Here is a 17,668-nt window from a genome sequence, read left to right as displayed (position 1 = left end):
CCGCTTCCGGACGGCCCAGGCCGCGATCCGGCATCGACATCCAGAGGATCACTATGCGTCTTGAAGGAAAGATCGCCATCGTCACTGGCGCAGCCGCCGGAATAGGCGCCGCCACTGCCAAGCTCTTTGCCGTCGAGGGCGCCCGTGTCGTCGTGGCCGATTGGAATGGCGAGGGCGCGCGAGCCGTCGCGAGCGAGATCGGGGACGCAGCGATCGCGGTGACCGTCGACGTGCGGGTGGAGGCCGAGGTGATGGCGATGATGGCCCGCACCCGGGAAGCCTTCGGGGGCCTCGACATCCTGGTCAACAATGCCGGGAAGGGGCTGATCGGCGACGTCGTCTCGATTGCGGAGAGCGATTGGGACGACATCGTCTCCATCAATCTCAAGAGCGTCTATCTCTGCTCCAAACACGCCATTCCGCTGCTGCGCGAGCGCGGCGGCGGCGCCATCGTCAACACCGCCTCGAACGTCGCCCAGGTCGGGATCCGGGCGCGCGCGGCCTATGTCGCGGCCAAGGGCGGTGTGGCAGCGCTGACCCGCGCCATGGCGCTCGACTACGCGGGGGATTCGATCCGGGTCAACGCGGTCGCGCCGGGTGTGATCTGGTCGAGCTATTACGAGAAGATGCTCGAAACGGTGCCCGATCCCGAGGCGTTCGTCGCTGCGCTCAAGGCGCGCGCGCCGATGAACCGGATGGGGGCGCCCGAAGAGATCGCCTCGATGATGCTCTGGCTCGCCTGCGAGGATTCGTCCTTTGCGACGGGCGCGCTTTTCACGGTCGATGGCGGCATGACCGCCTGGTGAGGCGGGCACCTCCAGCAGGATTTCCGGCAGAGTCAGGACGGGGCGATGCAGTTCAGTCGAATGATCACGGTGGTCGGCATGCACACCGAGGGCGAGCTCAACGAGGTCATCACCGGCGGTGTCCTCGACGTGCCTGGCCGGACGATGTTCGAGAAGGCGCGCCATCTTGAATCGAAGGCCGACGAGCTGCGCCAGTTCCTGCTGCACGAACCGCGTGGGAAGGTGACGCAATGCGTCAACCTCGTGCTGCCGTCGTCGAATCCTGAAGCTGTCGCCGGCTTCATCATCATGGAATCGGCGTCGTACCCGCCGATGTCCGGCTCCAACACCATTTGCACCGCGACGGCGCTGCTCGCGACCGGCATGGTGCCGATGGTCGAGCCGGTGACCGAGTTCGTCCTGGAGGCGCCGGGCGGCCTGATTAGGGTGAAGGCGGCCTGTGCCGGCGGGCGCTGCGAAAGCATCACCTTGCGCAACGTGCCGTGCTTCGTCTTCGGGCTCGACCAGCCCGTGGAGGTTGCCGGGCTCGGGCCGATCAATGTCGATGTCGCCTATGGCGGGATGATCTACGCGCTGGTCGATGCGAAGGCGCTTGGTTTCGGTCTCGATCCCTCGGAGGCGAAGGACCTGGTCGCGGTGGGCGAGCGCATCAAGGCTGCCGCGGCCGAGCAGTGCCCGGCCGTGCATCCGGAAAATGCCGAGATCCATACGATCAACCAGACCCTTTTCGCTGGCCCCGTCGAGCGCGGCGAGCGCGGTCTGACGGCCCGCAACACCGTGGTCGTCTCGCCCGGCCGGCTCGACCGCTCGCCCTGCGGAACGGGCACCAGCGCGCGGCTGGCCGTGATGCATGCCCGCGGCCAGATCGCAGTCGGCGAGACCTTCATCCACCGCTCGATCATCGACAGCGAATTCGTCGGACGCATCGAGGAGACCCTGGAGGTCGCCGGCCGCCCGGCGATCGTGCCCAGCATCACGGGCCGGGCCTGGCTGACGGCGTTCCATCAATACGTGCTCGATCCGACGGACCCCTTTCCGACGGGTTACCGCATCGGCGACACCTGGCCCGTGGAGGGCAGTCATGGCTGAGCCCGACACCCTTTTCGCGATCTGGCCAGAGCTCTGTCGCCATGCCGCAAAGCTTGCCTGGGGGCTTGGTGAGGGGCCAGCCGCGGCATTCGCCGCTGCCGATCAGGCGGCCGAGCGGCTCGTTGCGCGCAGCTATTCCACCATCCTGCGGCTCGATGAGGGCGGCCTGTCATGCCGTCTCTTCAGCAGCGTGCCGCAAGCCTATCCCGTCGGCGTCGCTAAGCCGCTCGGCTCCTCGCCCTGGCGGGATCGCGTCGTCGATCGTGCCGAGGTCTTCATCGCCGAGACGCCGGCGGAGATCGCGGTGCATTTCCCGGATTTCGAGCTGGTCGGCTCGCTCGGCGGTCGCTGTCTCGCGAATATCCCCGTCCCCGGCGCGAATGGCCGCATCGTCGGCCTGTTCAATGTCGCGGGCGGACGCGCCTTTACCCCGTCCGAGCTGCGGCTTCTCCAGCTCATTGGAAATCTACTCGGTCCGGCGGTCGCAGCCGCGCCGCCGAACTGAGCCGCCAGTTCCTTACGCATCGATCGACGAGAGCAGCCATGGACGACATCCTCCTCACCAATGCCTGCATCATGGACGTGCTGGCGGGCAGCGTGTCCTCCGAGCGCGAGGTTCTGATCCGCGACGGGCGCATCGCCGAGATCGGCGAGCCCGGGGTCGGCGCCTCGAGCGCCCGGCGCATCGATCTGCGCGGCCGCGTGCTGATGCCGGGTCTTTGCGACGCGCATGTCCATGTCATCGTCCCGATGAACAGCTTCAAGCTGCTGACGACCTGGTCGCCCTTCTACACCGCGATCCGCGCCCTCCCGATCCTGCAGGGCATGCTGATGCGCGGCTTCACCACCGTGCGCGATGGCGGCGGGGCCGAGTTCGGGTTGGCCCGCGCGGTGGAGGAGGATCTCATCCCGTCGCCGCGCATCCTCTATAGCGGCAAGGCTCTCTCGCAATCGGGCGGACATGGCGACATGCGCGGCGCCGGCGAGAACGTTTATGACGACCACTATGCGGTCCCCGGCCTCGGCCGCATCTGCAATGGCGTGGCCGAGGTGCGAGCGGCTGCGCGCGATGAGATCAGGCGCGGCGCGAGCCAGGTCAAGATCATGGCGGGGGGCGGGATCGCCTCCTACACCGACCCGATCGACAGCGATCAATTCTCGGAGGAGGAGATCCGCGCGGCCGTCGAGGAGGCCGCGATGGCAAACCGCTATGTCATGGCCCACACCTATACGGCGCGCCAGATCGCCCGGGCGGTGAGATACGGCGTCCGCTCGGTCGAGCATTGCAACTTCCTCGACGACGAGGCCGCGAGCCTGATCGCCGAGCGCGATGCCTTCATGGTGCCGACCCTCGTCGCCTACGAGACGATGTGGCGCGAGGGGCTCGAGATCGGCATGCCTCCCGAGCTCCACGCCAAGATCAAGACCGTCCTCGACGTCGGCAGCCGGTCGCTCGAGATCGCGGCGAAGCACAAGCTCAACATGGCGTATGGCACCGATCTGATCGGGCCGCTGCATCGCCACCAGACGCTGGAGTTCAAGATCAGGGCGGAGGTTCTCCCCGTGATCGAGGTGATCCGCTCAGCGACAGTCTATGCGGCGGAGCTGTTCCGGATGGTCGGAGAGATCGGCGTCGTCGCCGTCGGCGCCCGGGCCGATCTCATCGCGGTCGACGGCAATCCGCTGGACGATCTCGATCTGCTGGTCGGGCAGGGCGAGCGCCTCGACCTGATCATGAAGGACGGGCGCATCTACAAGGACACGCTGTCCTGAGATCGATGTTCCTCGCCTCGCTGGAGACAAGCATCGGCCGACACCACAACCAAAAAGAGGGGAATTCGACATGAACATCCGACACGGTTTCATCGCGGCGATCGCCGCAGGCGCGCTTCTTTGCGGCCTCACCGCGGCGCGGGCGCAAGGCGGGACCATCCGCTTCGTTCCGCAATCGGAGGCGACGATCTTCGATCCCGTGACCAGCGTCATCGCGGTCACGCAACAGCACGCCTACATGGTCTACGATACGCTGTTCAGCCTCGACGCGAACGGCGTCCCGCAGCCGCAAATGGTCGACACGGTCACGCGCGATCCGTCCGGGCGCGTCTACACCATGACCTTGCGCGCGGGCCTGAAGTTCCATGACGGCAGCGCGGTCCGGGCCGCCGATGCGGTCGCCTCGATCAAGCGCTGGGCCCGGCGCGACGTCGTCGGCACCCGGCTGGTCCAGCTCGGCATGAAGGTCGCGGTCGTTGACGACAAGACCTTCACCGTCGAGACGACGGAGCCGACCGCGCTCGTCCTGGAAGGCTTCGCCAAGCCGACCTCCAGCGCGCTCTTCGTGATGCGCGAGCAGGACGCCATGAACGAGCCGACGAAGGCCGTGACGGCCAATATCGGCTCCGGTCCCTTCAAGTTCGTAGCCGGCGAATATGTTTCCGGCAGCAAGCTCGTCTATGAGCGCAATCGCGATTACGTGCCGCGGGCCGAGCCGGTCAGCTATTTCTCGGGCGGCAAGAAGGTCAATGTCGATCGTGTCGAATTCGTCATCATCCCGGACGCCGCCACGGCCGTCTCGGCTCTGAGCACTGGCGAGGTCGACATCTATGAGGCACCGCCGCTGGACCTGTTGCCCGTCCTGCAGCAGCGGCCGGGCGTGAAGACGCGCGTGCTCAACAAGAACGGCATCATGGCCGTCCTGCGGCCCAACCATCTCCATCCTCCGTTCGACAATCCCAAGGCCCGGCAGGCCTTGATGATGATGGTCGACCAGGACGAGTACATGGCGGTGGCCGGCGGTCCCGACAAAGCCAATTGGCTGCCCTGCAAATCCTTCCTCGGCTGCGGATTGCCGTCGACGACCCAGGCCGGAACAGAGATCTATGCCAGCCAGAACATCGAGAAGGCCAAGCAGCTGCTCAAGGAATCGGGCTACAAGAACGAGCCGGTGACGGTGATGCAGCCCGCCGACCAGGCGCTCGTGCGCGATCTGACCGAGGTCACGGTCGCGACCATGCGCAAGGTCGGGTTCAATGTGAACGTGCTGGCCATCGACTGGGCCACCATGCTCCAGCGCAGGGACAGCCAGGCTGCGCCGGACAAGGGTGGCTGGAACATCTTCCACACCTGGTCCTACTCCTTCGAGCTGACCAACCCCGTGGCGAACTTTCTCCTCACGGCGCCTTGCGGAGGCAAGGGCTGGTTCGGCTGGGCCTGTGATGAAAAGCTGGAGAAGCTGCGCAGCGATTGGGCGAGCGAATCCGACCCGGCCAAGCGCAAGGCGCTCTACGAGCAGGTGCAGATCCGGTCGGCGGAGATCATTCCCTATGTGCCGCTCGGCCAGTTCCTCTCTCCGATCGCCTATCGTGATCGGGTCGACGGCCTGGTCGATGCGCCGCTGACGATCTTCTGGAACATGACGAAGAAATCATAGTCCTGCGGCTCAGGCATTGGCCTGAACCAGACCGTGCCGGGATGGCGGGGGCGGTTCGAGATCGAGATTTATCACCATTGCCTCGCCCCCGTGCTTGCGTGCGGGGGCGAGGCAAAACCTGCGTCAGTGCGATCGCTCGGCCGCGACGATCGACCTATCCCGGCGCCCGCCCCCTGCGCCATTTGGCGGCATAGGGCAGCGCGAACAGGTACAGACCGCTGAACAGGAGCAAAAACAGCGGCAAAAGCGGTGAGTAGACGATCCAGGGGGGAGGCTCCCCCTGGCTCATGGCGACGAAATTGGCGATGACGGTCGCCGTAAAGACGATCGCCAGCCAGCGGTGGGCCTGCCGGACCCAGATGGTCCAGTTCATGGGAACTCCTTCTTGAAGATGGGCTGACGCGGAGGCTGGCGGAGGTCAGCCAGTTGCCCCCAAGACATGCTCCAGCTTCGCGAGGAAGCCCTGCCACCCCGCCCTGGCGCCCCCATAGGCCTGCTTCTGCTCCGGCCTGAAGCCCGCTTGCTCCACACGCAGCCTGGTACCCGCGCCCGTCGGGGTGAGCGTGAAGGTGACGACGCTTTTCAAATTGTAGGCCGCATCGTCATGGACAAAATTCCACGTGTAGGACAGCGTCCTGTTCGGCTCGACGGCCAGGACCTTGCAATCCAGCACGCCGCCCCACTCTCCGCGAAGATTGAAGCTGTGCCCCACGACGGGTTTGAAGTCGTTCTTCATCAGCCACTCCTCGATGAGGTGCGGTTGCGTGAGCGCTCGCCAGATCTTGTCCGGCGGATGAGCGAGCTCCCGTTCGACGGTGACGGAGCGCGTTTCGGTCGATGTTTCGGTCACTGATCCATCCTTTTGAGCAGGTCTTCGAGGTCGTCGAACCGGTTCTCCCAGAATCCGGCCATTTGGCTCGTCCAGTCGATCAGCGGGGCCAGCGCGCCGAGCTGCGCGCTGTAATGCGTCCGGCGGCCCGCCTGGCGGTCGCGCACCAGCCCTGACTGCTTCAGGACGCCGAGATGTTTCGAGACGGCCGGTTGCGAAACACCGGACCCGGCTGTCAGCGCCCCGACCGTCTGCTCCCCGTCGCGACACAGCCGCTCGAAGATCGCCCGTCGGGTCGGGTCGGCGAGCGTCTTGAAGAGGATATCGTGGGGCTGCTGCATCTGGACGTATAACTCGCTGGCTATTGATCAAATCAATAACCCGTCAGTTATGAGTTGGTCAACCCCGGGTTTTGTCGCCACCAAGATTTTGGGGCGCGTTTGGGCGTGCTCTGTGTGGTTGCAACCTGGCGGAGGTCAGGCTTGGCCTTCCACACGCCTTGGTGAAACCAAACTCCCCGTGTTAGTCGCTTGATGGTTCCACCTCGTATCCGGCGGGGTGGAGCGACTGGATAGGGATAGGGATACTGAAATGAAATTTGCTGCCGTTCTCGGGCTTCTCGGTTCGCTCACCATCGGAGGCCTCGTGTCTTCCGGCCCCGCTCTTGCTGGCGAAGCGCTGCCCGCCGCGACCGCTCGACAGCTCGATGGTCAGGCCGTCGAGTTCACCATGACCGCTGCCAAGCAGCGTCGACTCATGATCATGCAGAACGCGAACCGCGAGCAGCGCTATGGGCGCGGCGGCGGATACGGGCGGGGTTACGGCCCGGGCCCGCGACATGGCTATGGCCGCGGCTATGGTCCGCGTCCCGGTTACGGCCCACGCCCCGGCTACGGCTATCGCCGCTACTGAGTGAAGCTGGACGCCGAGACGCCGACTCAAGGCCGCATGGCTAGTGGCCCGGCGTCTCGGCTCCTTCGCCAGGGCAGAGATCGAGGGCCATCAGGATGCTGTCGCGGTAGACGCCGTCGCGTCTCCAGTCGCGCATGCGCCGTCCCTCGATCCGAAAGCCATGCCGTTCGTAGAGGGCGGACGCCGCATCGTTGTCGTGGAGAACCGACAGCGCGATGCGCTCGAGGCCTCTCTCGCGCGCACGGTCGATCGCCAGGGTGAGAAGACGGTGGCCGAACCCCTGGCCGCGATGGGTCGCGAGCAAACCCATGCCCAGGCTTCCGACATGCGCGCGCGCGGGCGAGGTGTCCGGAGCAATGTCGCACCAGCCGACCACCTCGCCGTCGACGGCAACGATCCGAGGGGCGTTGGCCTCCCGCAGGCCGGCCACGAAGGCTGTGTAGCGCTCGATTGACGGCGCGCTCAGTCGCGAGAGCCACCGTCCCTCTCGGGCGACGGCGTCAAGGCAGCGGTGACAGCCGGCCAGGTCAGCCGCGCCCGCATCGCGTATGTCGACGGCCATCGAATTCCTCCCCCGCCCGCAAGCCGAGCTCAATCGTAGCCTGGCGTGGCCGCCGCGCGAAAACCCTATCGTCTGCGGCGACGGAGCGAGGCGGATATGCCGCCGAACCGCCGAAGTTTGAAAAGCCGTTTCATTGACGTTCGAATCGACATCAAGAATTATAAATGCATCGGGTCTAGGTTTCTTGGCCCGTTCGCGGGATTTGCTGGAGCAGCTTGCGCCGCGTCAATAATGCTAAAAGCACCACGATGCATTCGTGGGCTCCTCTGTTTGGAGACGCGCCAATGATCGATATTTCTTTCTTTGCGGCAGCCACTCTGGCGCCTCCCTTGTCTTGTCGCGCCGGCATCTGTTGACCGAACGGATGACGCAGGCCTGAACGGCCGCGGCGAGCCAGGACAGTTTCACGCAATCTGAAAATCGGAGACGCCGCCTTTCGGCCGGCGACAGCAAGCCCATGTCATCGTCAGCGATCATCGAGCCGGCCGACGCGCCGGCGCCTTTCGTCACGCCGGGGGCCTGCTCATGAGCATTCCTCCCGCACCCAGCGCCAACATCCTGTGGTTCCTGCCGACCCATGGCGACGGACGCTATCTCGGCACCTCGACCGGTGGCCGGCAGACCGACTTCGCCTATTTGCGCCAGATCGCCCAGGCGGCGGATGCGCTCGGCTATTACGGCGTGCTCCTGCCTACGGGCAAGAGCTGCGAGGATTCCTGGGTCGTCGCCTCGGCGGTCGCTCCGCTGACCCAGAACCTGCGCTATCTCGTCGCCGTGCGGCCGGGACTGCAATCCCCGACGGTCGCCGCCCGCATGACCGCGACGCTCGACCGGGTCTCGAACGGGCGTCTGCTGGTCAACGTCGTCACGGGCGGCGACCCCGTCGAGAATGCCGGCGACGGCATCTTCCTTGGTCATGACGAGCGCTATGAGGTCACGCGCGAGTTTCTGACCGTCTATTCCGCCCTGCTGCGCGGCGAAACCGTGACCTATCAGGGCAAGCATTTGCGGGTCGATGGCGGGCAATTGCTTTATCCGCCAGCGCAGGAGAACGGGCCGCCGCTCTATTTCGGCGGCTCCTCGCCGGCGGGAATCGCGGTGGCGGCCGAGACGGTCGACAAGTACCTGACCTGGGGCGAGCCGCCCGCGGCCGTCGCGGAGAAGATCGCGACCGCCGACAAGGCGGCGAAAGCGGCGGGGCGCAAGCTCTCCTTCGGCATCCGCCTGCACGTCATCGTGCGCGAGACCGAGGAAGAAGCCTGGTCCGCGGCGAACAGCCTGATCAGCCATCTCGACGAGGCCACCATCGCCAGGTCGCAGGCTATCTTCGCGCGGATGGATTCCGAAGGTCAGCGCCGGATGTCGGCCCTGCATGGCGGCAGCCGAGACAAGCTCGAGATCTCGCCAAATCTCTGGGCCGGCGTCGGCCTGGTGCGCGGCGGCGCCGGCACCGCGCTGGTCGGCAGCGCCGAACAGGTCGCGGCGCGGATCAAGGAATACCAGGCGCTCGGCATCGATAGCTTCATCCTCTCCGGCTACCCGCATCTGGAAGAGGCCTATCGCTTCGCCGAGCTGGTCTTCCCGCTGCTCTCGCTCAACCACGGCAAGCCGGCCTTCAGCGGCGTCGTCAATAACGGCCCCTTCGGCGAGACGATCGCCAATGACGAGAAGCCTGCGCAGAAGCGGGCGGCGAGCTCATGAGGCGATGCGGCATCGCCGGCGCGCCTTCGCGCATCCAGCCGGAAGCAGCGGCCGAGCGGGCCCCGGAAACCAGCGTTGATCCGCTTCCCAAATCAGAGGTTCATCCGATGAATGTCGTCACGACCTTGCAGACCCGCGCCGCTCTTCTGCGCGACACCTCGTCCGACTTCCGCGCCGCGATGCGCCAGCTCGCCGGCGGCGTTGCCGTCGTCACCGTCGGGCGGGGTGAGGATCTCACCGGCTTGACCGCGACGTCGATCTCGTCGCTGTCGGCGGAGCCGCCGACCATCATGTTCGGCCTGAACCTCGCCTCGTCGAGCTTCCCGGTGCTGCAGCGCCATCGCAGCTTCGGCGTCAACTTCCTCACCGCCACGCAAAAGCAGGTCGCGGACCGTTTTGCCGGCCGCAACGGCGAGAAGGGGGCGGCTCGCTACGCCGAAGCCGAATGGTCGACCGGCGTCACGGGAGCGCCGCTTCTCGCCGGCGCGCTCGCCAGCCTCGATTGCGAGGTCGAAGAGCTGATCGAACGGCATTCGCACGCGATCGTCATCGGGCGCGTCCGCGAGGTCAGGCGGGGGCGGAACGACGCTGCCCTGGTCTACTGGCGCGGCGACTACGAGCGCATCGGCTGGATGGTCGAGGAAGCGACGACCGCGCTCGGCCTGCGCGCCTTTTGAGCCCTTTCATCACAGCTTGAGCCGGTTTGGCCGGCACATTTCGGAGATCAGAATGCCCCGTCTCGCACCTGCCTTCTTCCTGACGGCCGCATTGCTGCTCGGCTCCGCCGGCGCGATGGCGCAGACGAAGGAGATCCCCGCCCATGGCGGCACGCTGAACGCGATCGTCCATCCCGAGCCGCCGATCCTGTCGCCGCTGCTGAACACGGCGACGCCGATCGTCCTCGTCGCCACCAAGATCAATGACGGGCTCGTCGATTACGCCCTCGACGGCAGCCTGAAGCCGCAGCTCGCCGAGAGCTGGGATTTCTCCAGGGACGGCCTGACCCTCACGTTCAAGCTGCGCAAGGGCGTGACCTGGCATGACGGCAAGCCCTTCACCTCGGCGGATGTGAAATTCTCGATCGAGGAAGGCCTGCTCAAATACTCCTCGACCGGAAAGCGGATCTTCAAGACCCTGTCGAAGGTCGAGACGCCGGACGAGCACACCGTCGTGCTGACGCTGTCACAGCCGACGCCGGTGATCTACCGCAACCTCAACGCCTCGGCGCTCTGGCTGCTGCCGAAGCATCTCTATGAAGGCACGGATGTCCGCTCCAATCCCTGGAACGCCAAGCCGATCGGCACCGGCCCCTTCGTCTTCAAGGACTATGTCCGCGGCAGCCACATCGCGCTCGACCGCAACCCGAACTACTGGGATTCCGGAAAGCCCTATCTCGACCGCATCGTCTTCAAGGTCATCCCCGACGCGGCCGGCCGTGCCGCGGCCTTCGAGACCGGCGCCGTCCAGTTCGGCCAGCAGCATCCCATCACCTTCGCCGATGCCGCGCGCCTGAAGGCGGGCGGGAAGTTCGCCGTCGACACGCGCGGCTACGAGTTCTCGCCGACCTGGTTCTGGCTCGAACCCAATCACAAGAATCCCTACCTGCAGCATCTCAAGGTCCGCCAGGCCATCGCCCATGCGATCGACCGCAACCTGCTGCTGAAGACGGTCTGGGGCGGCTACGGCAAGCCCTCGGTCAGCCCGATTCCGTCTTCGCTGAAACCCTTCCATATTTCCGAAGGCCTCCAGCAATATCCGTTCGATGCGAAGAAGGCCGAGCAGCTGCTTGACGAGGCCGGCTTCCCGCGCAAGGCCGATGGCTGGCGCTTCAAGCTCACCCATGATTTCATTCCCTATGGCGACGACTATCGCCGCACCGGCGAGTTTGTGCGCCAGGCGCTGCGCCGCGTCGGCATCGACGTGACGCTCGGCAGCCAGGATCTCACCACCTGGCTGAAGAGCGTCTTCACCGACTATAATTTCGACCTGATCAGCTCATGGGGCGGAGCCGGTGCCGATCCGCAGATGGGCATCGAGACGCGGTTCTGGTCGAAGGGGCGCCAGCCCGGCACGGCCTGGACCGTGGTCTCCGAATACAAGAACGACGAGCTCGACGCTGCCTTCGAGGATGCGCAGACGCAGGTCGATCCCGAGAAGCGGCTCGAGGATTACCGGCTTGTCCAGCGTATCGTGCAGCGCGACCTGCCGCTGATCCCGCTTTTCGAGGTCGACTGGTTCTCGGTCTACGACAAGCGCCTGCGTGGCCTGACCGATACGCCGAACCAGCGGGCCGATAATTTCGCCGGCGTCTACTTCGCCTCCGAGTGAGCGATAGCGATGCTGCCCTTCATCGTCAGGCGCCTCTTGCTGGCCGTACCCCTGATCCTCGCGATCATCGCCTTCAACTTCTTCCTGCTCCAGCTCGCGCCCGGCGACCTTGCCGACGTGCTGGCCAGCGAGCAGGGCGGAGCGGCGGCCGATGCCGGCTATGTCGCCGAGCTTCGCCGCAGCTTCGGGCTTGACCTGCCGGTGCTGACCCAGCTCGGCGTCTATCTGAAGAACGTCGCGGCGTTCGATTTCGGTTTCTCGCACCGCTACGGGGTGCCGGTCTCGACCCTGATCACGGCGCGGCTCGCCGGCACTTTGCTGCTCGCGCTGACCAGCCTGGTGATGGCGATCGCGATCGGCGCCGCGCTCGGGCTCGCCGCCGCGCGCCGGCCCGGCGGCGTCTTCGACGTCATCGTCTCGATGCTTGCGACGCTCGCCTACTCGGCCCCGCTGTTCTGGGTCGGCCTGATGCTGATCGTGCTGTTCGGCGTCCAGCTGCAATGGCTGCCGACCGGGGGCTTCCAGGAGGTCACGCAGGTCCCGCTCGCGGGAACGGCTCTCTTCATCGACCGGCTGCGCCACCTGATCCTGCCGGCGACCACGCTCGCGCTGCTCTTTGTGGCCATCTACGCCCGCATGACGCGCGCCTCGATGATCGAGGCGATGAGCCAGGACTATATCCGCACCGCCCGCGCCAAGGGCCTGGGCGAGGGCCAGATCGCGCTGACCCATGGCCTGCGCAACGCCCTGCTGCCGCTCGTCACCATGGTCGGCCTGCAGGCGGGCTCCCTGCTCGGCGGCTCCGTGGTGGTCGAGACGGTGTTCGCCTGGCCGGGCATGGGGCGCCTCGCTTTTGAGGCGGTCAGCAATCGCGACCTCAATCTCCTGCTGTCGATCATGCTGCTGAGCTCCTTCGTCGTCGTCGCCGTCAATCTCGTCGTCGATGTCGTCTATGCCTGGCTCGACCCGCGCATCGGGTTGCGCCCATGACCCGGACCTCGATCCTGCGCTCGGTCCTGTCGTCGCCGGCGGGTATCGCCGGCAGCATCGTTGTGCTGCTCGTGCTCGTCGCCGCGGCTATGGCGCCGCTCCTCTATCCCGGGGATCCGTTCGACATGGTCGCCGCGCCCTTCACCTGGCCGGGCAGCGACGCCGATTATCCGCTCGGCACCGACCTGATGGGCCGCGACATCATGGCCGGCCTGTTTCACGGTGCGGCGGTCTCGCTGATGGTCGGCGGCGTTGCCGCGGCCATCTCGCTCGGCATCGGCATCACGGTCGGTGCGGTCTCCGGCTTCTATGGCGGCTGGATCGACGACGTCGCGATGCGGGTGACGGAACTCTTCCAGACGATGCCGGCATTCCTGCTCGCGATCGTGATGGTCGCGGTTCTCAGCCCATCGATCTACACGATCATCCTGGCGCTCGGCCTCACCGCATGGCCCGGCATCGCCCGCCTGACCCGTGCCGAGGTGATGGCGCTGCGCGACCGCGAGTTCGTACAGGCGCTCGTCGCCATGGGCATGCGCGACTGGCGCATCCTCATGGTTCACATCATTCCGAACGCGCTGACGCCGGTCATCGTCGCCGCCTCCATCCTGGTCGCGACCGCGATCCTCTCCGAGGCCGGGCTGTCCTTCCTGGGCCTCGGCGACCCGAACCATGTCAGCTGGGGAACGATGATCGGGGCCGGGCGCGATGCGCTGCGAACCGCCTGGTACCAGACCGCCATCCCCGGCCTCGCCATCATGATCACCGTGCTCGCGCTGAACCTGCTCGGCGACGCACTCAATCACGCTCTAAACCCGAGGCTGAGACAATGATCACTGCGATCCTGACCGACCCCGGCGCATCCCGGGCCGACCACGCGCGCGCCGGCACGGCTGACGCGCGTTCGAGTGGCGATGCGCGCCAGGCTCCCGATTTCGAAACGGTGGCGGGCCTGTTCCGGCCGATCTTCGCGCGGATCGCCGAGGGCACGGTGGCGCGCGAGCATGAGCGCCGCCTGCCCTTCGAGGAGGTCGGCTGGCTCAAGCAGCAGCGCTTCGGCGCGCTGCGGGTGCCGGTGGAGTTCGGCGGCTACGGGCTCGACCATGCCGGGTTCCTGCGCCTGCTGATCGAGCTTGCCGCGGCCGATTCCAATGTCGCGCATCTCTTCCGCGGCCATATCGCCATCGTCGAGGACCGGCTGAGCGATCCCGATCCGGAATCGCGCGCGATCTGGCTGACGCGGTTCGGCAAGGGCGACATCGTCGGCAACGCCTCCACCGAGCCGGGCGCCGCCATCCTCGACAAGCGCTCGACGCGGCTCCAGGAGGTCGATGGCCGCTGGCTGCTGAACGGGACGAAGTTCTACACCACCGGCAGCATCTTCGCCGACTGGATCGACGTCTCCGCGCGCCGCAGCGACGAGGCCCATGTCTCGGCGCTGGCCGCAAGGCACCATCCCGGCATCGCGATCTCGGACGACTGGGACGGCTTCGGCCAGAAGCTGACCGGCACCGGAACGGGCGTCTTCACCGATGTGCCGGTCGAAGCGCATGCGATCCGCACACGCGAGGACCGCGCACCCTACCTCACGGCGATCTACCAGACGGTGCTTCTGGCGACGCTCGCCGGCATCGCGCGGGCGATCGTCAACGACACCGCAGCCCAGCTTCGCGCCCGCTCGCGCGTCTACAGCCACGGCAACAGCGACCTCGCGAAGGACGATCCGCAGCTCAAGCAGGTCGTGGGCGAACTGGGCGCCGCTGCCTATGCCGCCGAGGCGCTCGTGCTGGCGACCTCCGGCGGCTTCGCCAGGGCGCAGGCTGCCGCCGCGGGGCCTGATCGCGAGGCCGCCATTGCCGCCGGCCAGGCGCTCGAGATCGAGGTCAATCAGGCCCAGGTCGCGATCGGGGAGATCGTGCTGCGCGCCGCCTCAAAGCTGTTCGATGCGCTCGGCGCCTCGGCCGTGCGCCACGAGACCGCACTGGACCGGCACTGGCGCAACGCGCGCACGCTCCTGTCCCACAACCCGCTCGTCTATCGCGCCCGCATCATCGGCGACTTCCTGGTCAACGGAAAGCTTCCGGACCGCGTCTGGAGCGTCGGTATCGCGCAGCCGCCTGCACAGGAAACCGCCGGATGAGCCAGGCTCGCAAGCAGATCCGCCTCAATGCGTTCGACATGAACTGCGTCGGGCATATCAATCACGGTCTCTGGGCACATCCGCGCGACCGTTCGGCGAACTACACCGACATCGACTATTGGCAGAACCTCGCGCGGACGCTCGAACGCGGCCTGTTCGACGGGTTGTTCATCGCCGATATCATCGGCCTCTACGACGTCTACAAGGGCGGTCCGGAGACCGCGCTGGTCACCGGCGCGCAGGCGCCGCTGAACGATCCGATCCTGCTCGCGCCGATCATGGCTGCGGTGACCAAGCATCTCGGCTTCGGCATCACCGTCAACCTGACCTATGAGCAGCCCTATCTGTTCGCGCGGCGCTTCTCGTCGCTTGACCATCTCACCAAGGGGCGCATCGGCTGGAACATCGTCACGGGTTATCTCGACAGCGCCGCGCGCGGGCTCGGCCTGGCGAAGCTGCAGGAGCATGACGGGCGCTACGAGGTCGCCGACGAGTTCATGGACGTGGTCTACAAGCTCTGGGAAGGCAGCTGGCAGGACGATGCCGTGCTGCGCGACCGCGAGCGGCGCATCTTCACCGACCCGGCCAAGGTCCATCGCATCACGCATCGCGGCGCGCATTACAGCGTCGACGGCATCCATCTCAGCGAGCCGTCGCTCCAGCGCACGCCGCTGCTCTATCAGGCGGGCTCGTCCGACCGCGGCCGCCGCTTTGCCGGCGAACACGCCGAATGCGTCTTCGTCACCGGCCAGAACAAGGCGCAGACGCGTTCCGTGGTCGAGGATATCCGCCGCAAGGCCGTTGCCGCTGGCCGCAGGCCCGACGATGTGAAGGCCTTCGTCGGCGTCACGGTGATCGTCGCGCCGACCGAGGCTGAAGCGCAGGACAGGTTCGCGGAGTATCGCGATTATGCCAGCGTCGAAGGCGCGCTCGCGCATTTCTCCGCCTCTGTCGGGCTCGACTTCGCGGCTTACGACCCCGACGAGCCGATCAGCTTCGTCAAGACCGACGCCAACAACTCGGCGCTGGAGGCGATCACCAAGCGCAGCCCCGACAAGGTCTGGACGGTTCGCGGCCTGCGCGAGCAGATGACGCTCGGCAGCCGCAACCAGCCGATCGTCGGCAATCCGTCGCAGGTGGTGGACCAGTTGGCCGCGTGGATCGAGGAGGCCGATGTCGACGGCTTCAATCTGACCCGCACGGTGACGCCGGAAAGCGTCGAGGCCTTCGTCGATCTCGTCGTGCCCGAATTGCAGAGCCGTGGGCTTTACAAGACGGCCTATGAGGAGGGGCCGCTACGGCAAAAACTCTTCGGCACCCCGCGTCTCCCGACGCGCCATCGCGCGGCGCAGTTTCGCCAGCGCTTCAGCGCCGCGGCCGAATAGAGGCGCCTTTTGCGGCGGCGGCCTGCCGGGCGAGGCTCCGCTGAGCTGAAATGAACAACCGGGATGCGCGCGCTTGCACCTCTCGCTCCCGGTGGCGCGCCATAGAAATGGTTGACCAAAAAATTCATCCTACCTAACATCCCGCCACCGCTGCCAGGGAGAGAGCGCCCGCCCGAGAGGCGCTCCGGCTCGCGGACGGGAGGAAGCAGATGAAGGGTCGAGCCCGACATCCCAAGCTTGCCGCGGCAGTCGCCGTCGGCACATTGGCCCTCCAGGCCTGGGCAAGCGGCGCTGCCGTCGCGCAGGACGACAAGCGGCCGCTGAAGATCGGCCAGCTCAGCGACATGTCCGGCATCGTGCGCGATCTGTCGGGCCCCGGCACCAATGTCGCCATGAAGCTGGCGATCGAGGATTTCGGCGGCACCGTGCTTGGCCGCCCGATCGAGCTGCTCAGCGCCGACCACCTCAACAAGCCCGATGTCGGGCTGGGTCTCGCCCGCAAATGGTACGACGAGGGCGTGATGGCGATCTTCGACATCGGCATCACCACCGTCGCGCTGGGCATGCAGGAGCTCTCGAAGGACAAGGACAAGCTCGTCATCTACCTGTCGACGGCGAGCTCCGACCTGACGGGTGCCAAATGCAGCCCCAACGGCATCCACTGGACCTACAACAACTACAGCCAGGCGCTCGGCGTCGTGAACCAGCTGATGAAGCAGAAGCTGGACAGCTGGTACTTCATGACGGTCAATTACGGCTACGGCATCAATGTCGAGCGCGACACGACCGAGATGGTCAAGAAGGCCGGCGGCACGATCGTCGGCTCGACCAGGCATGCCTTCGACATGACGGATTTTTCCTCGGACCTGCTCAAATCGCAGAGTTCAGGCGCCAAGGTGATCGCGCTCGCGACCACGACTGCCCATGCCGGCAACATCGTCAAGCAGGCCGACGAATTTGGCGTCCGGCCCAAGCAGCAGCTCGCGGCCCTGAGCCTGACCCTGCACGACACCAAGGCGATGGGGCTGAAGACGGCGCAGGGCCTGCTCGAGACAGCGCCCTATTACTGGGATCAGAACGAGCAGACCCGGGCCTTCGCGAAGCGCTATTTCGACCGCTTCGGCAAGATGCCGAACATGATCCAGGCCAGTGCCTATGGCGCCGTCCTGCACTATCTCAACGCCGTCAAGGCGGCGGGCACCGATGCGACGGCGGCGGTGAACAAGAAGATGCGCGAGCTGCCGATCAACGACTTCATGACCAAGGACGGCTCGATCCGGCCCGATGGCCGCGTGATGCGCCCGATGTACGTCTTCGAGGCCAAGAAGCCCGAGGAATCGACGGGCGAATGGGACCTCTACAAGCAGGTCGCGGAGATCGCGCCGACGGACGCCTTCGCCCCGCCCGATCCGGCTTCCTGTCCGCTCGCGAAGTGAGCTCGCGGCTCCGGCGCGAGCCGGAGCGGGCCAGGCCGCATGCCGCTGAGGCAGCCGCGC

The 17,668-nt window shown here is 66.2% G+C and carries 18 protein-coding genes; 14 read left to right on the top strand and 4 right to left on the bottom strand.

The features are described from left to right. Positions 1-53: 53 nt before the first annotated feature. From ACTIF2_RS01620 to ACTIF2_RS01600, 5 genes are all read left to right on the top strand, one after another. Positions 54-806, top strand: a complete 753-nt coding sequence (locus ACTIF2_RS01620) for an SDR family oxidoreductase (RefSeq protein ID WP_439495269.1) — start codon at positions 54-56, stop codon at positions 804-806. 45 nt (positions 807-851) lie between these two features. Then, entirely contained in the window at positions 852-1,895 is a 1,044-nt protein-coding gene (locus tag ACTIF2_RS01615; protein WP_439495268.1) for a proline racemase family protein, read from the top strand. Next, a complete protein-coding gene (locus ACTIF2_RS01610) occupies positions 1,888-2,400 on the top strand; it encodes a GAF domain-containing protein (protein ID WP_439495267.1) in 513 nt (170 codons plus the stop codon). Before ACTIF2_RS01615 ends, ACTIF2_RS01610 begins: the two co-directional genes overlap by 8 nt. 38 nt (positions 2,401-2,438) lie before the next feature. Beyond that, a complete protein-coding gene (locus ACTIF2_RS01605) occupies positions 2,439-3,668 on the top strand; it encodes a metal-dependent hydrolase family protein (RefSeq protein WP_439495266.1) in 1,230 nt (409 codons plus the stop codon). Positions 3,669-3,738: 70 nt separating this feature from the next. Then, positions 3,739-5,325 carry an ABC transporter substrate-binding protein gene (locus tag ACTIF2_RS01600; protein WP_439495265.1) on the top strand — a complete coding sequence of 529 codons (1,587 nt, stop codon included), beginning with the start codon at positions 3,739-3,741 and terminating at the stop codon, positions 5,323-5,325. A gap of 154 nt (positions 5,326-5,479) precedes the next feature. Here ACTIF2_RS01600 and ACTIF2_RS01595 read toward each other — a convergent pair whose 3' ends face one another. Genes ACTIF2_RS01595 through ACTIF2_RS01585 form a run of 3 tightly spaced genes read right to left on the bottom strand, consistent with a single transcriptional unit; the run spans position 5,480 to position 6,495 of the window. Then, a complete protein-coding gene (locus ACTIF2_RS01595) occupies positions 5,480-5,698 on the bottom strand; it encodes a hypothetical protein (RefSeq protein WP_439495264.1) in 219 nt (72 codons plus the stop codon). A 45-nt stretch (positions 5,699-5,743) separates the two neighbouring features. Beyond that, on the bottom strand, positions 5,744-6,175 hold the full coding sequence (locus ACTIF2_RS01590) for an SRPBCC family protein (protein ID WP_439495263.1): 432 nt from the start codon (positions 6,173-6,175) through the stop codon (positions 5,744-5,746). Further along, positions 6,172-6,495, bottom strand: coding sequence for an ArsR/SmtB family transcription factor (locus ACTIF2_RS01585; RefSeq protein WP_439495262.1), 324 nt, complete (start codon positions 6,493-6,495; stop codon positions 6,172-6,174). The genes ACTIF2_RS01590 and ACTIF2_RS01585 overlap by 4 nt, the downstream gene beginning before the upstream one ends. Positions 6,496-6,745: 250 nt before the next feature. On the opposite strand from ACTIF2_RS01585, the gene ACTIF2_RS01580 reads away from it, so the two are divergent. After that, entirely contained in the window at positions 6,746-7,066 is a 321-nt protein-coding gene (locus ACTIF2_RS01580; RefSeq protein ID WP_439495261.1) for a hypothetical protein, read from the top strand. A gap of 40 nt (positions 7,067-7,106) precedes the next feature. Here the strand turns inward: ACTIF2_RS01580 and ACTIF2_RS01575 are convergent, their stop codons facing one another. Beyond that, positions 7,107-7,628 (bottom strand): GNAT family N-acetyltransferase, encoded by a 522-nt coding sequence (locus ACTIF2_RS01575; protein ID WP_439495260.1) that lies wholly within the window; start codon positions 7,626-7,628, stop codon positions 7,107-7,109. A gap of 525 nt (positions 7,629-8,153) precedes the next feature. On the opposite strand from ACTIF2_RS01575, the gene ssuD reads away from it, so the two are divergent. The 8 genes from ssuD to ACTIF2_RS01535 all read left to right on the top strand — a co-directional run bounded on the left by ssuD (position 8,154) and on the right by ACTIF2_RS01535 (position 17,608). Next, the gene (gene ssuD, locus ACTIF2_RS01570) at positions 8,154-9,329 is read left to right on the top strand and encodes an FMNH2-dependent alkanesulfonate monooxygenase (RefSeq protein ID WP_439495259.1); all 1,176 of its coding nucleotides are present in this window, start codon (positions 8,154-8,156) and stop codon (positions 9,327-9,329) included. 107 nt (positions 9,330-9,436) lie between these two features. Continuing rightward, entirely contained in the window at positions 9,437-10,006 is a 570-nt protein-coding gene (locus ACTIF2_RS01565) for a flavin reductase family protein (protein WP_439495258.1), read from the top strand. A gap of 52 nt (positions 10,007-10,058) precedes the next feature. Then, a complete protein-coding gene (locus ACTIF2_RS01560) occupies positions 10,059-11,657 on the top strand; it encodes an ABC transporter substrate-binding protein (protein WP_439495257.1) in 1,599 nt (532 codons plus the stop codon). A gap of 9 nt (positions 11,658-11,666) precedes the next feature. Beyond that, entirely contained in the window at positions 11,667-12,647 is a 981-nt protein-coding gene (locus ACTIF2_RS01555) for an ABC transporter permease (RefSeq protein WP_439495256.1), read from the top strand. Continuing rightward, entirely contained in the window at positions 12,644-13,480 is an 837-nt protein-coding gene (locus ACTIF2_RS01550) for an ABC transporter permease (RefSeq protein WP_439495255.1), read from the top strand. The genes ACTIF2_RS01555 and ACTIF2_RS01550 overlap by 4 nt, the downstream gene beginning before the upstream one ends. After that, positions 13,477-14,787, top strand: a complete 1,311-nt coding sequence (locus ACTIF2_RS01545) for an acyl-CoA dehydrogenase family protein (protein WP_439495254.1) — start codon at positions 13,477-13,479, stop codon at positions 14,785-14,787. Before ACTIF2_RS01550 ends, ACTIF2_RS01545 begins: the two co-directional genes overlap by 4 nt. Beyond that, positions 14,784-16,172, top strand: coding sequence for an LLM class flavin-dependent oxidoreductase (locus ACTIF2_RS01540; RefSeq protein ID WP_439495253.1), 1,389 nt, complete (start codon positions 14,784-14,786; stop codon positions 16,170-16,172). Before ACTIF2_RS01545 ends, ACTIF2_RS01540 begins: the two co-directional genes overlap by 4 nt. 209 nt (positions 16,173-16,381) lie before the next feature. Beyond that, on the top strand, positions 16,382-17,608 hold the full coding sequence (locus ACTIF2_RS01535; protein ID WP_439495252.1) for an ABC transporter substrate-binding protein: 1,227 nt from the start codon (positions 16,382-16,384) through the stop codon (positions 17,606-17,608). Positions 17,609-17,668 lie beyond the last annotated feature (60 nt).

Source organism: Allobosea sp. (assembly GCF_051860145.1).
Lineage (GTDB): Bacteria > Pseudomonadota > Alphaproteobacteria > Rhizobiales > Beijerinckiaceae > Allobosea.
The sequence above is the reverse complement of the archived record's forward strand: the minus strand, read 5'-3'. Positions and strand labels throughout refer to the sequence as shown.